Annotated in this window: 19 protein-coding genes; 15 read left to right on the plus strand and 4 right to left on the minus strand. The window is 70.4% G+C overall.

Features of this window, described 5'->3' with window-relative positions; translation table 11 throughout:
• Positions 1-20 precede the first annotated feature (20 nt).
• The 7 genes from ACFV57_RS38990 to ACFV57_RS39020 are packed head-to-tail and all read left to right on the plus strand — an operon-like array spanning position 21 to position 6,736.
• Positions 21-764, plus strand: coding sequence for an enoyl-CoA hydratase/isomerase family protein (locus ACFV57_RS38990; RefSeq protein WP_385242794.1), 744 nt, complete (start codon positions 21-23; stop codon positions 762-764).
• Positions 765-781: 17 nt separating this feature from the next.
• Positions 782-1,726: a VOC family protein gene (locus tag ACFV57_RS38995; RefSeq protein ID WP_385242797.1), complete on the plus strand. Its 945-nt coding sequence runs from the start codon at positions 782-784 to the stop codon at positions 1,724-1,726.
• A 7-nt stretch (positions 1,727-1,733) separates the two neighbouring features.
• Positions 1,734-2,909 carry an acyl-CoA dehydrogenase family protein gene (locus tag ACFV57_RS39000; RefSeq protein WP_385242800.1) on the plus strand — a complete coding sequence of 392 codons (1,176 nt, stop codon included), beginning with the start codon at positions 1,734-1,736 and terminating at the stop codon, positions 2,907-2,909.
• Positions 2,906-4,588 carry a TauD/TfdA family dioxygenase gene (locus ACFV57_RS39005; protein WP_385242803.1) on the plus strand — a complete coding sequence of 561 codons (1,683 nt, stop codon included), beginning with the start codon at positions 2,906-2,908 and terminating at the stop codon, positions 4,586-4,588. The genes ACFV57_RS39000 and ACFV57_RS39005 overlap by 4 nt, the downstream gene beginning before the upstream one ends.
• The gene (locus ACFV57_RS39010) at positions 4,585-5,418 is read left to right on the plus strand and encodes a hypothetical protein (protein ID WP_385242806.1); all 834 of its coding nucleotides are present in this window, start codon (positions 4,585-4,587) and stop codon (positions 5,416-5,418) included. Before ACFV57_RS39005 ends, ACFV57_RS39010 begins: the two co-directional genes overlap by 4 nt.
• Positions 5,415-6,002, plus strand: a complete 588-nt coding sequence (locus ACFV57_RS39015) for a hypothetical protein (protein ID WP_385242808.1) — start codon at positions 5,415-5,417, stop codon at positions 6,000-6,002. Before ACFV57_RS39010 ends, ACFV57_RS39015 begins: the two co-directional genes overlap by 4 nt.
• Positions 5,975-6,736 carry a sulfite exporter TauE/SafE family protein gene (locus ACFV57_RS39020; RefSeq protein WP_385242811.1) on the plus strand — a complete coding sequence of 254 codons (762 nt, stop codon included), beginning with the start codon at positions 5,975-5,977 and terminating at the stop codon, positions 6,734-6,736. Before ACFV57_RS39015 ends, ACFV57_RS39020 begins: the two co-directional genes overlap by 28 nt.
• Positions 6,737-6,785: 49 nt before the next feature.
• Here the strand turns inward: ACFV57_RS39020 and ACFV57_RS39025 are convergent, their stop codons facing one another.
• The gene (locus ACFV57_RS39025; protein ID WP_385242814.1) at positions 6,786-7,157 is read right to left on the minus strand and encodes a cupin domain-containing protein; all 372 of its coding nucleotides are present in this window, start codon (positions 7,155-7,157) and stop codon (positions 6,786-6,788) included.
• 360 nt (positions 7,158-7,517) lie between these two features.
• Between ACFV57_RS39025 and ACFV57_RS39030 the strand changes: the two genes are divergently transcribed.
• From ACFV57_RS39030 to ACFV57_RS39045, 4 genes are all read left to right on the plus strand, one after another.
• A complete protein-coding gene (locus ACFV57_RS39030; protein ID WP_385242817.1) occupies positions 7,518-8,492 on the plus strand; it encodes a chlorinating enzyme in 975 nt (324 codons plus the stop codon).
• A gap of 52 nt (positions 8,493-8,544) precedes the next feature.
• Positions 8,545-8,772: a phosphopantetheine-binding protein gene (locus tag ACFV57_RS39035; RefSeq protein ID WP_385242820.1), complete on the plus strand. Its 228-nt coding sequence runs from the start codon at positions 8,545-8,547 to the stop codon at positions 8,770-8,772.
• A 227-nt stretch (positions 8,773-8,999) separates the two neighbouring features.
• Positions 9,000-10,265 carry an aminotransferase class I/II-fold pyridoxal phosphate-dependent enzyme gene (locus ACFV57_RS39040; protein WP_385242823.1) on the plus strand — a complete coding sequence of 422 codons (1,266 nt, stop codon included), beginning with the start codon at positions 9,000-9,002 and terminating at the stop codon, positions 10,263-10,265.
• Entirely contained in the window at positions 10,255-11,109 is an 855-nt protein-coding gene (locus ACFV57_RS39045; RefSeq protein ID WP_385242826.1) for an alpha/beta fold hydrolase, read from the plus strand. Before ACFV57_RS39040 ends, ACFV57_RS39045 begins: the two co-directional genes overlap by 11 nt.
• On the opposite strand, the gene ACFV57_RS39050 is transcribed toward ACFV57_RS39045, so the two are convergent.
• Positions 11,063-11,617, minus strand: coding sequence for an Lrp/AsnC family transcriptional regulator (locus tag ACFV57_RS39050; protein ID WP_385242829.1), 555 nt, complete (start codon positions 11,615-11,617; stop codon positions 11,063-11,065). The two genes, ACFV57_RS39045 and ACFV57_RS39050, sit on opposite strands and share 47 nt — an antisense overlap.
• A gap of 151 nt (positions 11,618-11,768) precedes the next feature.
• On the opposite strand from ACFV57_RS39050, the gene ACFV57_RS39055 reads away from it, so the two are divergent.
• The 4 genes from ACFV57_RS39055 (at position 11,769) to ACFV57_RS39070 (ending at position 17,321) form a co-directional block, all read left to right on the plus strand.
• The gene (locus tag ACFV57_RS39055; RefSeq protein ID WP_385242832.1) at positions 11,769-12,590 is read left to right on the plus strand and encodes a thioesterase II family protein; all 822 of its coding nucleotides are present in this window, start codon (positions 11,769-11,771) and stop codon (positions 12,588-12,590) included.
• Entirely contained in the window at positions 12,587-13,618 is a 1,032-nt protein-coding gene (locus ACFV57_RS39060; protein ID WP_385242835.1) for a DMT family transporter, read from the plus strand. The genes ACFV57_RS39055 and ACFV57_RS39060 overlap by 4 nt, the downstream gene beginning before the upstream one ends.
• Before the next feature lie 206 nt (positions 13,619-13,824).
• Positions 13,825-15,717 carry a BTAD domain-containing putative transcriptional regulator gene (locus ACFV57_RS39065; protein WP_385242838.1) on the plus strand — a complete coding sequence of 631 codons (1,893 nt, stop codon included), beginning with the start codon at positions 13,825-13,827 and terminating at the stop codon, positions 15,715-15,717.
• 65 nt (positions 15,718-15,782) lie between these two features.
• The gene (locus tag ACFV57_RS39070; RefSeq protein ID WP_385242841.1) at positions 15,783-17,321 is read left to right on the plus strand and encodes a hypothetical protein; all 1,539 of its coding nucleotides are present in this window, start codon (positions 15,783-15,785) and stop codon (positions 17,319-17,321) included.
• A gap of 65 nt (positions 17,322-17,386) precedes the next feature.
• On the opposite strand, the gene ACFV57_RS39075 is transcribed toward ACFV57_RS39070, so the two are convergent.
• Positions 17,387-18,157 carry an iron-containing redox enzyme family protein gene (locus tag ACFV57_RS39075; RefSeq protein ID WP_385242844.1) on the minus strand — a complete coding sequence of 257 codons (771 nt, stop codon included), beginning with the start codon at positions 18,155-18,157 and terminating at the stop codon, positions 17,387-17,389.
• A gap of 33 nt (positions 18,158-18,190) precedes the next feature.
• On the minus strand, positions 18,191-19,261 hold the full coding sequence (locus ACFV57_RS39080) for a 3-isopropylmalate dehydrogenase (RefSeq protein ID WP_385242847.1): 1,071 nt from the start codon (positions 19,259-19,261) through the stop codon (positions 18,191-18,193).
• Positions 19,262-19,474: the final 213 nt, after the last annotated feature.

Consider the following 19,474-nt stretch of genomic DNA (forward strand, 5'->3'; position numbering starts at 1 on the left):
TCCGACAGGAGGACACGCACGTGTACGAAGGGCTCGACGTCACGACCAAGGAACGGGTGTGCTGGATCACGCTGAACCGCCCGGACAAGCTCAACGCGCTGACCCCCGGCATGCTGTACGCGCTGCGCCGGGTCTTCGACGAGATCGACGACGACCCCGACATCTGCGTCGCGGTACTGCGAGGCGCCGGGGAGCGGGCCTTCTGCGCCGGTATGGATCTCGAATGGTCCGCGTCCCTGACCCGCGCGGACCGCGTCGAACAGGGCCGGCTGGGCGAGAAGACCTTCGCGATGATGGAGCGCCTGTCCGTTCCGGTCTTCGCCGCCGTGCACGGCTATGCCGTCGGCGGCGGCCTGGAACTGGCACTGGGCGCCGACTTCATCGTGGCGCACGAGAACGCCCGGATGGGCCTGGTGGAGATCACCCTGTCCGCCCGGCCGCCGCACCGGCCGAAAATGACCGAGGACGGCGATCCCGACCAGCCCGAATACGGCGGCAACGCACCCGGCTGGGGCGGCACGAAGCGGCTTCCGGAACGCGTCGGCAAGGCGCGGGCCAAGGAGATGCTCTTCACCGGAGTACGGCTGGACGCGGCCCGCGCGCTCCAGACGGGCCTGGTCAACTCCGTGTTCCCCGCCGGAGAGTTCGATGACCGGGTCGCCGGACTGGCCGAGCGGATCGCCGCGATGAACCGGTACAACCTGCGCCTGGTCAAGGAACTGGTCCACGGCGGATACGACTGGATCGAGCCGCACCCCAGCTGACTTCGAGGAGACCTCCCGTGCTGCGGATCTACCGCATCGACCACATCGCCGTCGCCACCCCGGACCTGGAGGGACAAGCCGCCTTACTGGAAGGCCTGTTCGGCTTCGAGCGCACGCACACCTTCGACGACCCGGCGACAAAGGCGCGCTGCGTACGCCTGGGCGTTCCGGGGGCGCCGGGCCAGTACTGGCTGCTGCTCAGTCCCCCGGACCCGAACACGGCACTGGGACGCTGGCTGGACGACCGCGGCGGCCGGCCCGGACTGCACCACGTCGGCGCCGAGGTGCCCGACCTGGAGGCCGCCCTCGCCGAGGTGCGGCACCGCGGACTGGAGATCGCCGACTCGGTGCCGGGCAGCTGGGCGGAGGTCTCGCTGTCACCTCCCGCACACGGGCCGGGAGTCCTCTGGCGGCTGTACGGGCCGGGCGCCGCCGCCGTACCGGACGACGCCGCGGCACCGGCCGCCCCCCGGAGCGCCGCCGACGCTCCGACGCTGGGCATCCGGGGCATCGACCACCTCTGCCAGGCCTTCCCGGACCGCGACGCCCTGGCCGCCTGGTACACCGACCTGGCCGGGTTCGTCGAGGTGTGGCGTACCCCGGAGGGCGCCGCCCCCGACATGGCCGACCTGGTGCTCAACGTCCCGGGCTCCAGCATCTGCTGGGAAGTCATCACGGGACGCGGCGACGACTCCTTCGTCGACCGGTTCCTGCAACGCAGCGGCCCGGCCGCCCACCACGTGACCTTCGAGGTCGCGGACTGGGAGAACGCCCTCGCCGCCTGCTCGGCGCACGGCGTGCCGACGTTCGGCGAGGAGGAGGGCGTCACCGACGGCGCCGCCTGGAAGCACACCTTCATCCACCCCAAGCACGCGGGAGGGGTCCTCGTGCAGCTGTTCTGGGAGCAGCGACCCGGGGTGTGGGTACGTTCGGACAAGATCGCTCCGCTCCGGTCCGCATAGGAACGCCATGGACCTGACGCTGACCGACGAACAAGAGATGATCCGCGCCACGGCCCGGAAACTGCTGCGCGACCAGGCCGCGACCGCCGGGGTACGGGCGGTGCGCGACGGACCCGGCGACGGGTACTGCCATCGGCTGTGGCAGCAGATGGCCGACCTCGGATGGACCGGGCTGGCCGTGCCCGAACGGCACGGTGGCCTGGGATCGGGGTTCCTGGAGAGCTGCCTGCTGGCCGAGGAGCTGGGGGCCGCCCTGGTACCCAGCCCGTTCCTGGTCACCACGGCGTGCGCCGGGACGGCGATCGAGCTGTTCGGAACCGACGAGCAGCGCGCCGTCTGGCTGCCGGCCATCGTCGCCGGGCGGCCCGTCACGGCGGCGACGACATCGAGGATCGCGGCGGTCCGCAGCGCCGACGGCTTCACCCTGACCGGTACCGCGACCTTCGTACCGTTCGCCGAGGCCGCCGAGGCCGTCATCGTGGCGGCTCACGCGGACACCGGGCCCAGCGTCTTCCTGCTCGACACGGCACACACCGACGCCGTCGACATCACCGCGCTGCGGGCCGTCGGCCCCGTACCCCTGTACCGGCTGCGCCTGGAGGACGTAGCCGTGCCCGCCGACGCGGTACTCGGCCGGATCGACCGGGGACACGAGGTGATCGACGCGCTGGAGAGGCGCGGTGCCGCCGCCACGTGCGCGGAGATGGTCGGCGGCGCGCAGCGGGTGCTCGATCTGACGCTGGCGTACGCCACGGAGCGCCGTCAGTTCGGCCGGCCGATCGGCAGTTTCCAGGCGGTGCAGCACCACTGCGCCGATATGGCGGTCGATGTGCTGAGCGCGCGGCTCATCGCGTACGAAGCGATCTGGCGACTGGCCGACGCCCGGGACGGCGGCCCCGGTGGCAGCCACCCGGAGCCGTCGGACGTGGCGCTGCCCGTGTCCTGTGCCAAGGCATGGGTGAGCGAGGCGTACCAGAGGGTGTGCGCGCTCGGTCACCAGGTGCACGGAGCGATCGGGTTCACCGCCGAGCACGACCTGCACCTGTACCTCCAGCACTCCATGAGCGCCGCCCTGGCGTTCGGGGACACCGAGACCCACACGCGCCGGGTGGCCGACCGGCTCGGCCTGCCGCGGCACGGCGGGCACCCGCACCACACGTACGGACAGGAGTTCCACCAGTGAGGCAACTGACCCGTAACGATCCGCACGCTCTCTCCCGGCCCTTCGTGATCCCCGGCTGTTCGGCACCGGCGGACCTGCGTTTCGCCTACCTCAACCTCGCCTCGCACCCCCGGGGCGATGCGATGCTCAAGGAATTGCTGACCGCCGGCTTCGTGCCCGACGTCGTCATCGAGGAGACCTCCGCACTGGCGGAAAGGGGACGCGGACGGCAACTCGACGTGTTACGGCTCGTTCCCGGATTCGAACCGCCCGCCACCACCCGGAGCCTGTGCGCCGAGCACGGCATCGACTACGTGACGGTGGGCGGCCACAACGACGACGCGACCCGGCGCACCCTGCTGGAGAGGGATCTTCACCTCGCGGTACTGGGCGACACCCGCCTCCTGAAACCGGCAGTGATCGACGCCCTCCCGTACGGCATCGTCAACACCCACCCCGGGATGCTGCCGGACGTCCGGGGCAACACCCCCTACATCTGGGCGGTCATCCACGACCTTCCCCAGGGGGCCACCGCCCACCTGATCAACACCGGTGTCGACCGCGGTCCGCTGCTCGTGTCCAGCCCGCTGCCGCCCCTGCCGGACGCGACGGTGCCGCAGCTGGTGCACGCGGTCAATCAGCTGTGTGCCCGGGTCGTCGTGGAGTGTCTGCACCGGATCGTGACCGGCGAAGCCGTACTGCACGAGCAACCGGACGACGACGCACTGACCTTCCGCGAAGCGCGCCCGGAAATCTGGGACCTGGCCGGAAAGATGCTGCGGGAGAAGCGGCCCGAACCCCGCGCCGCGACCTCCCTCACGTTCACCCCGATCGATGACGCGCCCCTCGGCGCCCGGGTCGAAGGACTCGATCTGCGGCAGCCCCCCGGCCCCGCCGTCATCGAAGCACTCCAGGACGCGCTGGAGCGGTACGGCGTCCTCGTCGTCGCGGACCAGGACCTCACCCCGGCCGAGGAGATCCGGTTCTGCCGGGCCCTGGGGGAACTCGACATCCCGCCCCGCTTCGAGGACCGCCAACCCGAACACCCGGAAATCTTCGTGATCGGGAACCCGGCCGAAAAAGCCGTGCTCTTCGCACCGGACTTCACACAGAGCGCGGACGAGCCGAAAATCAGCGAACTCGAATGGCACGCCGACCATTCACAGTACGCCGTGCCCACCTGGATCAGCATGATGTACGGCGTCGAGGTCCCCCCGGTGGGCGGCGACACCCTCTTCGCGTGCACCTACTCCTCGTACGAGGCACTCGCCCCCGAAACGCGGCGCCGCTACGAAAAACTCCGGCTCCTGCACTCCGTCCGGGGAGTCAACGACTACCTGCGCGAACTCGGAAAGCCCGAGAGCATCAGCAGGGCGGAACTCGAACTGGAAAAGCATCCGCCGCAGCGATGGCCGCTGGTGCGTACCCACCCGCGCACCGGCCGCAAAGCCCTGTACTTCGGCGCCCGCATGAGCATCGGCGTCGTCGGAATGAACGACGAAGAGGGCCGGCGCCTCATCCGCGACGTCACCGAATTCGCCACCCGGCCGCAATTCGTCTACCGCCACCGATGGCAGCAGGGCGAGGTCGTCCTCTGGGACAACCGACGCGTCGTGCACGCCGCGTCGACGTTCAACACCCACCAGTACCGACGGGTCATCCACCGGATCACCATCCGCGAGGACACCGAACCGAAATGACCGGGGTCGCGATAGACGCCTACCCCGGCCGGGCGAGCATCCCGTACGAGGACGCCTCGCCGGACGGCACCGTGGGGCTGCTGGCCCTGGCCACCGACGCCACCATCGAGGACACCCTCAGAAGCCTGCTCCCACCGGGCGTGGGGCTGTGCACCACGCGGCTGGCGAACACCGACCCCATCACCGCCGCGTCACTGCGCGCCACCGAGGACCGGATCACCGACGCGGCGCGGGCCCTGCTGCCCGACGGACGCCTGGACGCCCTCGTATACGGCTGCACCGCGGGAGCCGCCGCGATCGGACACCCGGAAGTGGTACGGCTGCTGCGCGCGGCACACCCGGCGGCGCAGTGCCTGACCCCGGTCAGCGCGGCGGCGGCGGCCATGCGGCACCTCGGCATCAGACGCCCGTCGGTGCTCACCCCCAATGTGCGCGAGCTGAACGAGGCGATGGCCGGCCACTTCGGCGCAGCCGGATTCCAGGTGAGCAACGTGGTCGGACTGGAGATCGCCCAGGACGCGCACATCGCCCGCGTGCCGCCCCGCACCCTCGTGGAGGCGGCCCGCCACGCCTGCGCCCCGCAGGCCGACGGCCTGCTGATCTGCTGCACCTCGCTGCGCGTGACGCCCGTCATCGACCAGATCGAGGCCCTCGTCGGCCGGCCCGTGGTGACCAGCAACCAAGCGGTGCTCTGGGACCTGGCACGCCGCCTCGGCTTCTCCGCCGGGCGCACCGGCCTGGGACGGCTCCTGAACCCCGCCCCGGCGCACCCCGCACCTCCGGAGCCACGGACCACCATGCCCGCGACGCACCCGAAAGGTCCCCGATGAACGCGCGACCGGTCCACCCGGTGACGCCACCGCCCTCGGAAACGCCGCCCGGCCCCGGAGCCCTGACCCACCGTCACCCCACGGTGGCCGATACCGGGCGGGTGCACGCCCTCGCCCGCCGGTCAGGCGTATCCGTCACCCGCGGCGCCTGCCGGATGTGCTGCGGCGCCTTCGCCCGCACCTCCATGGTGGCCGACCTGGCAGGCACCGCCATCGGCTTCATCGGCGGCTACCGCAGACCCGCGGCCCCGCAGAGCTACGTCGCCTGGCACCTCGTCTTCCCCCGCGACCACGCCGGAGCCGCGCTCGCCCTGATGGCGGCGATGGCCGAGAGCGTCCGTCACGACGGCGCGGAATCCTTCGAGATCCCCATCGGCCCGGACAGCCGTACGCATGTCGTCCTCGTACAAGAACTCGCCCGCACCTACCATGCGGTTCCGGACACGTCGACGCTGGCCGGCCCGTCCCGCACCTCACCCGGCGGCGACATGGCCACGCTGTACCGCTTCGCCCTCACGGGCGGGCGGCCCGTTTCCCGACCCGCGGAGCCCCGAACTTGTCCATCCCACAATTCACGTTACTGACCGTGGCCGGAGTGGCCGCGGGCCTGACGGGAACGGTCGCGGGACTCGCGTCCCTGTTCTCCTATCCCGCGCTGCTCGCGACCGGCCTGTCGCCGACGGCCGCCAATGTGACCAACACGGTCTCGCTCGCCGTCGGCAACATCACCGTCGTCCCCAGTTCACGCCGGGAACTGACCGGCCAGTCGTCCGCCGTACTCAAACTGGGCCTGGTGTGCGTACTCGGCAGTGCGGCCGGAGCGGCACTCCTGCTGGCCACCCCACCGGGAGTCTTCCAACGGGTCGTACCGTTCCTGGTCGGCGGAGCCTCGGTACTGATCCTCGTCCGCAGGCCGGCGCAGACCGCCGCCGACACCGGTGGGACGAAGCCGACGGCGCGCACGACCCGGCTGACGGTCACGGGCATGTTCGCGGTGGCGCTGTACAGCGGCTACTTCGCCGCGGCCTCGGGCGTGGTCATGCTCGCCCTGCTCCTGGCCGCCACCTCCGACAGCCTGCTTCGCAGCAACGCCCTCAAGAACGTCCTGGTCGGAGTGGCGGACCTGGTGGCGGCGGCCGGCTTCATCCTGTTCGGCACGGTGTCCTGGCTCGCCGCACTGCCACTGGCCCTCGGCCTCCTGCTGGGCTCGTGGCTGGGCCCCCCGCTCGCCCGCGCCCTCCCCACCGGCCTGCTCCGCACGGGTATCGCCCTGGCAGGCATCGCCCTCGCGGTCAAACTCGGCATCGAAGCCTACTGATCCCACTGAGCCGCCGGATTCGGGGAACAGCCCGCAAGGGAACGACCGGTCATATCCATTCTTCATCGGCGGTCAGGGAACTGGACGCCGCACCGGTGTTCACGACCCCGGGCGGGTCCATGACGAGTATTTCGCATTCCTGCGCGGCGTACGGCTTGTGATACAGGCCCTGCGGCACGACGAACATGTCCCCGGCGCTCAGCACCACGCTCGGGCGGTCCTTGAGCTCGATGGTCAGCTCTCCTTTGACGACGATGAACAGTTCGTCGCCCTCGGGATGGTTGTGCCATACGAAATCACCCTTGACCTTGACCGCCTTGAATTCGAGGCCGTTCGCCTCCAGTACGGTTTTCGGTGACCAGTGCTCGGTCACCTTTGCCAGCTTCTCGGCGATGTTGACGCACGTGTCCGGCCTGGCCATGTCTTCTCCTCGTGGTGGGTACGGCAGTGCGCGGTGTCGGCGGCCCCGATGCCGGCCCGGTCGCGATCTCCGTCAGCATCGGCGGTGCGTGACGGGCTGTCAACCCGCAATTCTCCCTCGTCTTCCGAAGGCGCACGTGCCGCCGATTGCGGCGGCGCCAAAAAGGCCGCGAGGACGCGGCGAGGACCACGCGAGGACAGCGCCGCCGAGGATGAGCCGGGCAAGACACCGCACGTCCCTGTATCGCCGGCCGGTTTTCATGACGGCGCATTGCTGTTCCGTGTTTCCGGGACCGAAACGGGCCGCGTGTCGGTACGGCCGAGAAATGCAGGAACTCATGAAAGGACACGTGACCTCACGATGACCGAGACTCAGGTCGGCCCCGTAGGCTCGGGCGTGGCGATCGCCGGCGACGCGATCGTCCCCGAGGACATCAAGGACGACATCACACGGTTCATGCAGGACGGATTCATCGGCCCGGTCAAGCTCTACGAGCCCGACGAGGCCGCCGAGATCCTGCGCGAGGTGCGCGTCAAGAACCAGGACGCCACCCACTCGGTGTTCAAGAACAGCATGAACTACGACCGGCACCTGGACATCCCCGACCTGTCGCGGCACGTCACGCACCCCACGATCCTCAAGTACCTGAACGCGATCCTCGGACCCGACGTGCTGTCCTGGCGCACCGAGTTCTTCGCCAAGTTCCCCGGCTCCCGCGGCACCGAGTGGCACCAGGTCCGCGACTACAGCTACGCCACCGGCAAGCCGCAGCTCCTGCCCACGGCGACGGACTGGAACGCGTACATCGACATCACGGTGTGGACGACCTTCACCCCGGCGACCAAGCGCACCGGCTGCATGAGGTTCGTGCGCGGCTCCCACCGTGAGCGCATCTTCGACGAGAGCAAGTCCCCGGCACGCGGCCGTGAAGCCAGCTACGCGTCGGACCACGTCACCACGTTCACCAAGGACACCGGCTTCTACGGCTACGACTTCTCCGACTTCGCCGTGGACCCGAACTGGGAGCCGCGCCCCGAGGACGTCGTCGAGGTGGAGATGCAGCCGGGCGAGGCCCTCATCTTCACCGCCTCCTGTGTGCACGGCGCACTGCCCAACATCACCGAGCGGGAGACCCGGTTCGCGATCACCTCGCGCTACGTCCCGACGCACGTGCGCGTGTACCCCGATCAGGACTCCTACACCGCGCACGGCCAGAACTTCGACCTCAAGGACTACGGCGCCGTCGTGGTCTCGGGCCGCGACACCTACGGCCACAACCGGCTCCGCACGACCAACGCCCACGGCGACCTGTTCGCCGTCAAGAACACCCACTGACGCGCCCGGGCCCGGCGCGGTCATCCGGCCGGCGGCACAGAGAGGACACAGCGTGACCGAGCAGAAGATCAGCAAGATCTGGAAAGACGCCCTGAAGTTGGACGACATCTCCGACGACGACGACTTCTTCGCCCTCGGCGGACACTCGCTCATCATGGCGGAGATCCAGGCCGGGATCACCAAGGAGCTGGGCGTCGAGGTGCCGATGGACGAGCTGTTCAGGTACTCCACGATCAAGGGCATCACGGCCCACCTGGAGTCGCGGGCCGCGGTGTCGTGACACCGCACCGCCCGACGGCCCCGCCGGGCGCCTGCTGACGGGGCCGGTACGGACGGTACGGAGTTACGTCGGCCCACCGACGGTACGGAGCCGCGTCGGCCTGCGGACGGGCGGGGGGAACACCGGGCGGCGGTGTTTCCCCCCGCCCGCGGGGCGCGGCCCGCTCCCCACGCGACAGCACGCTGACGCACAGAACGACACGGCCTCTCAACGGAAGGACCGAGCCGGTGGAACTCTCCCTTCGGGGCGCGAAAATGGGCGGTCTGTCGGGCATCCGCAGCATCATGGAGGACATCGCCCTGGCCGGCTCCGACCCCTCCGGCGGGGCCTGGGTCAATCTGAGCCCGGGCAACCCGGCGCACATCCCGGAGGTGGCCGACACCTGGCTCCGGTTGCAGCAGGAGTCGTCGGCGCAGCGCTTCACGGAGGTCAGCGGCCGTTACGGCCCCTCACGCGGCGCCGAAGGCCTCGTCGACGCGATCGTGCGCTACTTCAACCGCCGCTACGGCTGGTCCATCACCGCCCGCAACGTCCTGGTCGGAGCCGGTTGCCAGATGCTGGCGTTCATGGCGACCACGGCCTTCACCGGTCCCTTCGCCGGGGGCTTCCGGCGCCTGGTGCTGCCGTCCGTCCCCGACTACACCGGATACCAGGGGCTGAGTCTGGACGTGGACGGCATCGTCGGTGTCGCCCCCGGCGTCGAGTTCCAGGACGGTCGCCTCTTCCGCTACACCTTCGACCTCGGCGCGGTGCGCCGGGAACCCTCCATGGGGATGATGCTGCTCTCCAGCCCGGGCAATCCCACCGGCCGCAGCATTCCGGCGGACGCGCTGGCCGGCCTGATCGAGATCGCCGAGGAGCGCGACGTACCGCTGTTCCTGGACCACGCCTATGGCGACCCGTTCCCCGGGGTAGCGGAGGACGCCGTCGATCCGCCGTGGCACCCGCACGTCATCAACTGCTTCACGCTCTCCAAGGCGGGCCTGCCCGGCGAGCGGCTCGGCTTCGCGATCGGCCCGCAAGACGCGATCGACACCATGCTGTCCTTCACCGCCAACATCTACCTGCATCCACCGCAGTTGATCCAGGCCACGGTCGAACGGGCGCTGGACACCGGCGTGATCGACACGCTCACCGACGAGGTCATCAAGCCGTACTACCGGCGCAAGCGCCAGGTCGCCGAGAAGATGCTGCACGAGTTCCTGCCCGACACGGTCGACTGGCGCCTCCACGCGACCGAGGGCGGCATGTTCTGCTGGCTGTGGATCGACCACGACTGGTTCGTCGACCTCGCGCTGTACGAGGCGCTCAAGCGCAAGAAGGTCTTCGTCGTCCCGGGCCGTCACTTCTTCGTGCCACCGTTCGACTCGCCCTTCCTGGCGGAGCACGCGACCCGCTGCGTACGGCTGAGCCTCGGCCCGGACGAGTCGGTCATCGCCGAGGGAATCCGCAGGCTCGCGGCAGCACTGGAGGAGATGCGCGGTGCGCGCTGAAACCGTCCGCAGCGGTGAAGTCGCCCTGCACGTGACCGCATTCGGCGACGACGAACGGCCCGCCGTGCTCTTCGTCAACGCCATAGGGATGGAGAACGCCCTCCTGTCGGGCCTGGGGGAGGAGTTCCGGGGGCGCGGACTCAACATGATCACCTGGGAGCTGCGCGGCAGCCCCGGCGCCGAGGGCGCGGCACGGGTGACGCTGGAGGACCACACGGCCGACGCCCTGGCCGTCCTCAGGGCGCTCGGCGTCACCCGCGTCCATGTCGCCGGTTGGTGCACCGGCGCCTCGATCGGCCTGTTCGTCACCCACGCGCTCGGGGAGCGCGCCCTGTCCTTCACCTCGGTCGACGGCGCGCTGCTGTTCACCGGGACCCCCGGTGCCCGGCTCGGCAACGCCGTCTTCGACATGTGCGCGAAGATCTCCGCGGACAGCGAACGCGCCGGCTTCTACCACGAGGCGGTACGGCCGCGGGGCAACGAGTCGGCCGTGCTCGGCATCCACGACGAGGACCTGACGCGCATGATCACGCGCCCTTACCGGCAGGACGCCGAGGCGCTGACGCGATTCGCCTTCGGCATCCACGCCACGTGTGACTACGATCCGGCCGCTGCCTGCGCACGACTGGCCGTGCCGGCGCACTTCGTCGCCCGTGAGGACGACCGGATGGTGAGCCACCGCCACGCGCGGCGGGCCGCCGAACTGGTGGCGGGCGCGACGCTGTCCGTCCTGCCGACCGGCGGCCATTACGCGCTGTTCACCGACCCGGCCGAAGCGGCCGAGCCGATGGCCGCGTTCATGCGGAAGGCGGCGTACCGGCAGGCCGGCTCGTCCGTGTGCTGACCGGGCCCGTCAGTTCCGCGGCCGGGCGGCGGCGCCTCGGCTTGGGCGCGAGAATCTCCACCGGCCGTCGCTGCAGGTGCTCGTAGACGAGCGAGGCGTGCAGGTCGGCCACCGAAGGGAACTGCGCGATGCGGTCCAGTACGAAGTCCTCCAGGTGCTGGGGGTCTTGTACGGCCACCAGCACCTGGAAGTCGTCGCTCCCCGACACCACGAACACGTCCAGGACTTCGCCGAGGGTGAGCACGAACTCCCGGAAGGACTCCACGGCGTGCCGGCTCTTCGGGTGGATCCGCACCGCGATCATCGCTTTCAGACCGCGTCCCAGCGCGTCCAGGTTCACCTCGGCGTTGTAGCCGACGATCACCTCGCTCTGCTGGAGGTTCTTGACCCGCTCCAGGCAGGTCGAGTCGGCGATGCCGAGGGTGCGTGCCAACTCCCGGTTCGAGCGGCGTGCGTTCTTCTGGAGTTCGAGCAGCAGGCCGCGATTGATCTCATCAAAATTCGGCATAGCCGCCAACTTACCGCAGGGGTTTCGGGAGAAGTAGCGAGTGCCTGAAACTGCTGCCAAGCTCATGGCCGTAGACGCCAGGAGTCACGGACCTTGTCCTCAAGGCCTGCACGGTCGCTATGCACAGACGTCTCGACGCAGGAAGAGGACCATGAGCACGCAGCGCACGAAGACTGCCTGGCTGCCGTTCGGCGCCGCCGAAGAGGCGGCCGTCCGGCTGCTGTGCCTGCCGCACTCGGGCGCGGGCGCTTCCGCGTACCGGGCCTGGGGCGCGGATCTGCCGGACTGGATCGGCCTGTGCCCCGTCCAGCCACCGGGGCGCGAAACCCGCAGGCACGAAACCCCGCTGAGCGACGTGCGCCCGCTCGTTGCCGCACTCGCCGAGGCCGTCGCGACCTCTGTCGAGGGACCGTACGCCGTCCTGGGACACAGCACCGGAGCGATCTGCGCGTTCGAACTGTGCCGGGAACTGCGGCGGATCGGCGCCCCGCGGCCGGTACACCTCTTCGTCGCCGGGCGCCGCGCTCCCCACATCGGCGAGCGCGCCTCACGCCTGGACGAACTGACCGTCGAGCAGCTGGCGGACGTACTGCGCCACCACGGAGGCACCCCTGATTGGGTGCTGGACGACCCGGCCATGCTGCGGATGCTGCACCCCCTCCTCTGCGCCGACTTCGCGGTCAGCGAGGCGTACCGGTACACGCCCGAAGCCCCCCTGGACATCCCCGTCACCGCCTTCGCCGCGACCGACGACCCGAGGGCCACTGTCGCCCAACTGGACGCCTGGCAGGAGCAGACGACCGAAGAATTCACCCTGCACCGGCTGATCGGCGACCACTTCGCCATCTTCGCGCATGCCGCGCGGGTGCATGACGCCATCGCCGAAACCCTGCGCGCGGCCGACGCCCTCACCGTACGGCCGCCGAGCCGGCCCATTGGATTCGAGAAGACGAACGAGTGTGATGCGACATGAAGACCAAACCACTCGGAGCCTACGGCTGGCTCCTGCTCACCATGGTGCTCTGGGGCAGTGCCTTCCCCTCGTCGAAATTCGCGGTGGAACACGTTCCGCACGAGGTCGCGGCCCTCTTCCGGTTCGGCGGCGGCGCCATCGTCCTGCTGCTGATCACCTTCTTCCGGCGCCCGCAGCGGACCCCGCCGTTCAAGGCGATCGTGGGCGCCTGCGTGGCCGGGTTGGTCGGCGTGTTCGGCTACAACGCCTTGTTCTTCTGGGGCGTCACCATGGCCCCGGCGAGCGACGGCGGCGTGATCTTTCCCGCGCTCACGCCGGTCATCACCGCATTGACCCTCATACTGGGCGGCCGCGAGCGCGCGCGGCCGACGCGCATCGTCGGTCTGGTGATCGGCGTATGCGGTGCGGCGCTGTTCTTCGTCGCCACCACCGTCCACAGCGGGGGCGGCTCCGGCCGGCTCACGGGTGACGCCATCTTCCTCGTGGGGGCCGCCGTGTGGTCCGTCTACACGCTGCTCAACCGCAAGCTGGTGGTCGGCATGGACCCCGTGCAGGCGGTGACGTACTCGACCGTCGCGGGCTCCCTGGCGCTCGCCGTCATGGCCGCACCGCAGTTCGGCAGTGTCCAGTGGGGCGAACTGTCCGGTGGCTTCTGGGTCAACGCCGTCCACCTCGCCATCGGCCCGACCGCCGTCGCCTATCTGCTGTACGTCCGGGGTATTCGCGACGTCGGTGCCTCCGCCGCCTCGGTGATGATGTTCGCCGTCCCGCTGTTCAGCACCCTGTTCTCGTTCGCCTTCCTGGGGGAGTCCTTCACCTGGGCCCAGGCCGGGGCGGCCCTGCTCATGCTGGGCGGCGCGTTCCTCGCCGTGGTCAGCGGACACCGGGCCGCGAAGGCCGCCACCACACCGCAGGAGAGCGACGGGGAGCCGGCCGCCGCCCCGGAGCCGGCGACCGCCCGTGGACCGGGTGGCAGCACCGCTCCGCAGGTGCGGGAAGCGGTGGCACCCGAGGTCGGTACGAGCTGACGTACCGGACCGTCTCGGGCCGTCGCGCGTAAAGCCGCCGGTGAAAGGCCGGGCAGGTGTGTGCCGCTGGTCATCCCCCGTCGAAGCGGGACACACCTGCCCTTCACCCGACCGGGCCCGGCCCCTTCACCCGACCGGGCCTACCGGACCGCGAACGCGGTATTCCCCTGGAACGCGTCAACTGGATTACGAGAGATGAGGGCCCTGTGCTGGAGTGCCGTGTTCTGGGTCTGCTTGAGGTGTGGTGTGGCCGAGAACGCCTGGGACTGTCCGGGAAAAAGCGCCAGAGGGTCCTCGGCGCGCTTCTCCTCGCCGCCGGTGAACCGGTTTCGCTCAACCGTCTGATCGACACCGTATGGGAACACCGGGCACCCGCCACCGGCGCCAAACAGATCCGCAACGTCGCATCCGACCTCCGCGGAACCCATCCGGAGATCGCCGAACGGCTCACCCTGGCAGGGGACGGCTACCGCCTCGCACTCGACGGCTGGCGCCTGGACGCCAGGGAGTTCACCGAACGAGTCGCCCAGGCACGCGGGCACCGGGACAAGGGAGGCGTCGGGCAGGCGCTGGAGGAGTTCCGCGCCGCACTGCGCCTGTGGCGCGGCCCCGTCCTGGCCGGACTCGAAAGCCCCGGCCTGCGCGCGCAGACCGCCGCCCTTGAGGAACTGCGGCTCGCCGCCATGGAAGAGCGGGTCGAACTGGAACTGGCCCAGCGCAACCACGAGTCGGTCATCGGCGACCTCTCCACCTGGGTGGCCGAGAACCGGCTCCGGGAGCGCCTCGTGGCCCAGCTGATGCTGGCGCTCTACCGTTCCGGCGCGCAGGCGCGGGCGCTCGCCGTCTACGAGGAGACCCGCCGCATACTCAAACAGGAACTGGGCACCGGCCCCGGGGCGGAATTGCAGGAACTGCACCGCCGTATTCTGCGGTGCGAAGGACGCCCGCCGGCCCGCTCCGCTCCCGTTCTCACCCACAACAACCTGCCGCATTCCGCCGTCCGATTCACCGGCCGGACCCGTGAGACGGCCATGCTCTCCGACATGGCCCGCAGCTATGCGGACGGTGGCCGCTCGCCCTCCGTCGCTCCCGCGGTCCTGGCGATCGACGGCATGGCCGGCATCGGCAAGACGGCACTGGCCGTGCACGCCGCGCACCAGTTCACGCCGCTGTACCCGGATGCGCAGCTGTACGTCGACATGGGCGCCCGCGCCGGGGCGGGCCGGCCGCCGAGCCCGGCGGCGGCCCTGGGCACGCTGCTGACCGGCCTCGGATACCCACCGGGCGACATACCGGAGGGCCTGGAGGAACGCTCCGCCACCTGGCGCCGGCTCCTCGCCGACCGCCGCGCGCTGATCCTGCTCGACGACGTGGCCGACACCCGGCGGATACTCCCGCTGCTGCCCGGGGTGCCGAGCTGCCTGACCATCGTGACCAGCCGTACGCGGCTCATGGACCTCATCGCCACCTGCCACCTCACGCTCCGGGAGATGACGTCCGCGGAGGGCCGGGACCTGTTCGGCAGGATCGTCGGGGAAGAACGCGCGGCGGCGGAGCGCGAAGCCGTGGACGAGGTCGTCGACATGTGCGGACGGCTGCCACTGGCGATCCGGCTGGCCGCTGCCAAACTCCGCCCCCGTACGTCCTGGACGGTCGCCCAGCTCGCCTCCCACCTCGCCAGGGGAAGGCAGCGGCTGGCCACGCTGGAAGCGGAGGACGGCAGCCTGGTCGAAGTGTTCCATCAGGCGTACCGGGGACTCAGCCGTGCCCAGCAGCATGTCTTCCGGCTGCTCGGCCGGCTGCCCGGCGACCACATCGGGACGCACAACGTGGCGGGACTCGCCGGGATCTCCCTGAGCCAGGCGGACGCCCTGCTCGAATCGCTCGTCGACACCCATCTGCTCGGCACGCCGGCCCCCGGGCGCTATGTGATCCACGAACTGCTCCACGCGTACGCCGTCCAGATCGCAGCCGACAAGGCCACGGCCGGATTCGCGAGAACACCCCCGGTACCGACCCTCCCGTGGAGCGCGGCCCGGCCCCGCCCACACCCCGCCCACGAGCCCGTCGTCGGCATCGCCAACGTGCCCCTGCCCTGAGCCCCGCGGCTCGCCCCCTTCCCCCGGTGAAATCACCGAACCGAACCAGAGCATTGGAGCCATACGTGAGGAGCACTACCGTCCTGGTCCTTCGCGACCCGGAGTCCCCCGAGGTGAACCTCCGCAGCGAGGCCCTGGGCGCCTGCCTGCGGCGACTGCGCGCGATCGAGACCGCGGACGCCCCGGCCACCACCGCCGCCGCCACGGACGCCACCGGCTCCCGCCAGGCCGTCAGCCTGCTCGCCGAAGCGGCGACGCTGATCGGCGACGGGAACGAGGTGCGCTACGTGCCCACCCCGGCCGCCCGCGACCGGGTCGCGGGCGACGGCGACGGGGGCTGGCCCCAGTCGACCGTGTCCCGTCACCGCAAGCTGGTCCGCCGCTCCGTCGGCGCCGTCTTCGAGTTCCCCCTGGAGGACGGGCCCCAGGCCGGCGGTGACGAGCCCGCCTCCCTGACGACCTTCGTCACCGACTGGACGGGGCTGCCCAGTTCCTGCGCCGTCGCCGTCCACCCGGGGCACCCCCTGAGCACCGGCCTCGGCCCGGACGAACACGCCTCGTTCACCGGGCGCTTCTGCCGCCACCCGCTCACCGGGGATCTCCTGCCCATCTGGGTCGGCGACTGGGTCAAGGCCGAATTCGGTACGGGAGCGGTCCTCCTCAACCCCGGGCACAACCTGCCCGACCTGGAGTTCAGCCGCAAGGTCGGCCTTCCCGTCCGGTTCTCGCTCGCGCCGAAGGACTACGACGGAGCCCCGGCGGACTGGATGAAGCCGCCCTACATCAAGTCCGGCCACGCCTTCCGGGTCGGCCCCACCGCCGAGGGGCAGCCCTTCGACCAGGCCAAGACCGTGTACTTCGCGGCCGTCGCGGAGCGCGGGCTGGTCGAGGAGTACACCGATTCCGGTATGGGCACCTTCCGTATCGCATCGGTCGGTCCCGACGGCGATGTCGAGGTGCCGTGGGACCGGCGCCGCAGGACGGTGGCACACGGTGACGCGTCCGGCGAGCCGGTGCGCCTGAGCCTGTCGCCCGTGCTGAGCGCAGTGGAGGAGCACGTCCGGTCCGCCGAGCTGACGGTCGTCACCCCGTCCAGCAGGGTCGAGGACGACCTGCTGGCCCTGCGCCTGCTGCTCGCCGAACCGGAGATCGTACCGGTGGTCAAGACCGCGCCCGAGGTCGTGGTCGTCGGCAACGCCCAGCTCGCCAAGGGCACCGATCCCGGAATTCCGGAAGAGGTACTGCGCCTGGCCCTGCTCGTCAACGCCGCCCCGCTGGACACACTGGCGGTCAAGCCCCAGCACATCGAGCCGTGCGAGCGCTTCCTGACGGCCCACGCGGCCATCAGCGAGCGGGAGCCGGCCGCCGGGCGGGAGCGCTCCGGCGAGGTGTCCAAGGCCGCCGCGCAGATCAAGGGCCTGCTGGGCCGGCAGGACCTCAAGCAGGCCTTCACCCAGCTGTACCGGTTGCAGAAGAACCTGTCCAAGGCCGAGAGCCTCGGCGAGGCGGACGCCGTGTGCTACGCGGCCCTCGCCCATGTGCTCGCCGGCGTGGAGTCCCCGTTCGACGAGGTGGCGCTCCGCGGCGCCTGGTCGGGCATCTGACGTTTCCCCCGACGCCGGGGCGGGCCCCTTCCGCACAGGAGGGGCCCGCCCCGGCGTGCCCCGGTTCAGGTGGCCGGGCCCACGAGCTGGTGCACCCCGTCCCAGTACCGTTCCACCAGTTCCAGGAACTCGAAGGCGCCCGCCTCGAACTCCTGCCGGGTGTCGGCCGAGCCGACGTAGGGGGCGATCGCGTTGCAGACGGAGTTGCCGTGCTCCGCCTCGGTGTCGACGCGCACCGTCCAGAAATGACGTGTCGGCTCGTCGTAGCCCTGGTTGCGCAGACCGTCGTCGATCTTGGAGACCATGACGGAGGACATCGTCTCGTCCGCGTAGAGCGCGCCGAGCGCCGTGTAGATCGACGACTCGGTGTACAGCCGCCGGATGCCGTCGTTGAGCTGCTGGGTGACCTCCAGCGGCTCGTACCGGTCGAGATGCTCCCGGTCGATGCCGAGACGGGCCAGGAAGCGGGCGAACAGCGTGGAGCGCGTCGGGTCCGTACCGACCTCGTCGGCGACGCTGAGGATGATCTCCCGGAGGATCATCTCGTCGCGGGTCATCATCGCCATACCCGTGATGTAGAAGGGGAGATGGCGGAAGAAGTAGTGGCACTCGCTGTAGAAGAGGCGCTCCTGCCGAGGGTCGAAGGGGGTGCTGCGGTAGGTGTTGAGGAGCGGGTGTTCCACAGCGCGATGCCGGGTGATGCGTACGAGCAGCCCGTCGAGGTGGGCCTTGACCACCGGGTCCGCGACGGCGACACGCCGTCGGACGCCGGTCTCGACGGTGTCGAAGTGGTCCCACACGGCGGTCTCGGTGCGCAGGGCGTTCGTTCTGGGCATGTCGCTTCTCGCTTCCTGCTCGTCGGCCGGTCGCTACTCGACGGAGGCCGCCGCCCTGTGCCGCCGACGCGTGCCGGCCGCGAGGGCGGTGATGGCGTCACCGGTTTCCGCGGTCGTACGGGGCGGGGCCGTGGCCCGCACGGCGAGGTCCGAGGCGACCGCGTTCTCCGTCCGGGCCGCCTCGTCGTCGAAGCCCAGATGCCGCAGGAGCAGCGCCACGGACAGGCAGGTGGCGGTCGGGTCGGCCCGGCCGGTGCCGGCGATGTCCGGCGCGGAACCGTGCACCGGCTCGAACATCGAGGGGTGGGTCCGCGTCGGATCGATGTTGCCCGAGGCGGCGAGGCCGATGCCGCCGCCGACCGCGGCGGCCAGGTCCGTGAGGATGTCTCCGAAGAGGTTGTCGGTGACGATCACGTCGAAGTGTTCGGGCCGGGTCACGAGGAAGATCGTCGCGGCGTCGACGTGCAGATAGTCGGTGCTGACCTCGGGGTACTCCGCGCCCACCCGGGCGAAGACCTCCGTCCACAGCCGGCCCGCGTGCACCAGGACGTTGTTCTTGTGCACCAGGGTCAGCTTCCGGCGCGGGCGGCCCATCGCGCGTGCGTACGCGTCACGGATCACCCGCTCCACGCCGTGGGCCGTGTTGACACTCACCTCGGTGGCGATCTCGTGGGGCGTACCGGTGCGCAGACTTCCGCCGTTACCCGTGTAGGGGCCCTCGGTGCCCTCCCGCACCACGACGAAGTCGATCTCCGGGTGCCCGGCGAGCGGGGTCGTGGCCCCCGGGACAAGCACGCTGGGGCGGAGGTTGACGTAGTGGTCGAACGCGAACCGCAGTTTCAGCAGCAGGCCGCGCTCCAGCACGCCACTGGGTACCGAGGGGTCCCCGACGGCCCCGAGCAGGATGGCGTCGTGCCGTGCCAGGGACGCGAGCTCCGCGTCCGGGAGCGTCTCCCCGGTGCGGTGCCAGCGGTCCGCTCCGAGGTCGTACTCGGTGGTCCTCAGCTCGACCTCGGGGGGCAGGACGGCCGCGAGCACCTTGAGCCCCTCGGACACCACCTCCGGGCCGATGCCGTCGCCCGGAATCACGGCGAGATCGATCACGCGGGAGGGGGAGAGCGGCGTCGTGTCGGGAGTGAACCGGGGGCGGCGGGACTCGTAGTCGGCGATGGCGGATTCCTCGGCCAGCGTGATGGAGATGTCGTCCAGGCCTTCCAGCAGACGCCAGCGCGCGTTTTCGTCGAGCTCGAATCCTGCGGTGATGCCGGGGGCACGGACCTGCCGGGCGACGAGGTCGACGGTGACCTGGGCCGCGGG

The sequence above is a fragment of the Streptomyces sp. NPDC059788 genome (assembly GCF_042732265.1).
GTDB lineage: Bacteria > Actinomycetota > Actinomycetes > Streptomycetales > Streptomycetaceae > Streptomyces.

Bases quoted from the DNA above. Each gene is read 5' to 3' on its own strand.
- ACFV57_RS39075 (WP_385242844.1), bottom strand. From the start codon at position 18,157: ATGCCCAGAACGAACGCCCTGCGCACCGAGACCGCCGTGTGGGACCAC.
- ACFV57_RS39010 (WP_385242806.1), top strand. From the start codon at position 4,585: ATGACCGGGGTCGCGATAGACGCCTACCCCGGCCGGGCGAGCATCCCG.
- ACFV57_RS39025 (WP_385242814.1), bottom strand. From the start codon at position 7,157: ATGGCCAGGCCGGACACGTGCGTCAACATCGCCGAGAAGCTGGCAAAG.
- ACFV57_RS39030 (WP_385242817.1), top strand. From the start codon at position 7,518: ATGACCGAGACTCAGGTCGGCCCCGTAGGCTCGGGCGTGGCGATCGCC.
- ACFV57_RS39055 (WP_385242832.1), top strand. From the start codon at position 11,769: ATGAGCACGCAGCGCACGAAGACTGCCTGGCTGCCGTTCGGCGCCGCC.
- ACFV57_RS39060 (WP_385242835.1), top strand. From the start codon at position 12,587: ATGAAGACCAAACCACTCGGAGCCTACGGCTGGCTCCTGCTCACCATG.
- ACFV57_RS39050 (WP_385242829.1), bottom strand. From the start codon at position 11,617: ATGCCGAATTTTGATGAGATCAATCGCGGCCTGCTGCTCGAACTCCAG.
- ACFV57_RS39015 (WP_385242808.1), top strand. From the start codon at position 5,415: ATGAACGCGCGACCGGTCCACCCGGTGACGCCACCGCCCTCGGAAACG.
- ACFV57_RS39000 (WP_385242800.1), top strand. From the start codon at position 1,734: ATGGACCTGACGCTGACCGACGAACAAGAGATGATCCGCGCCACGGCC.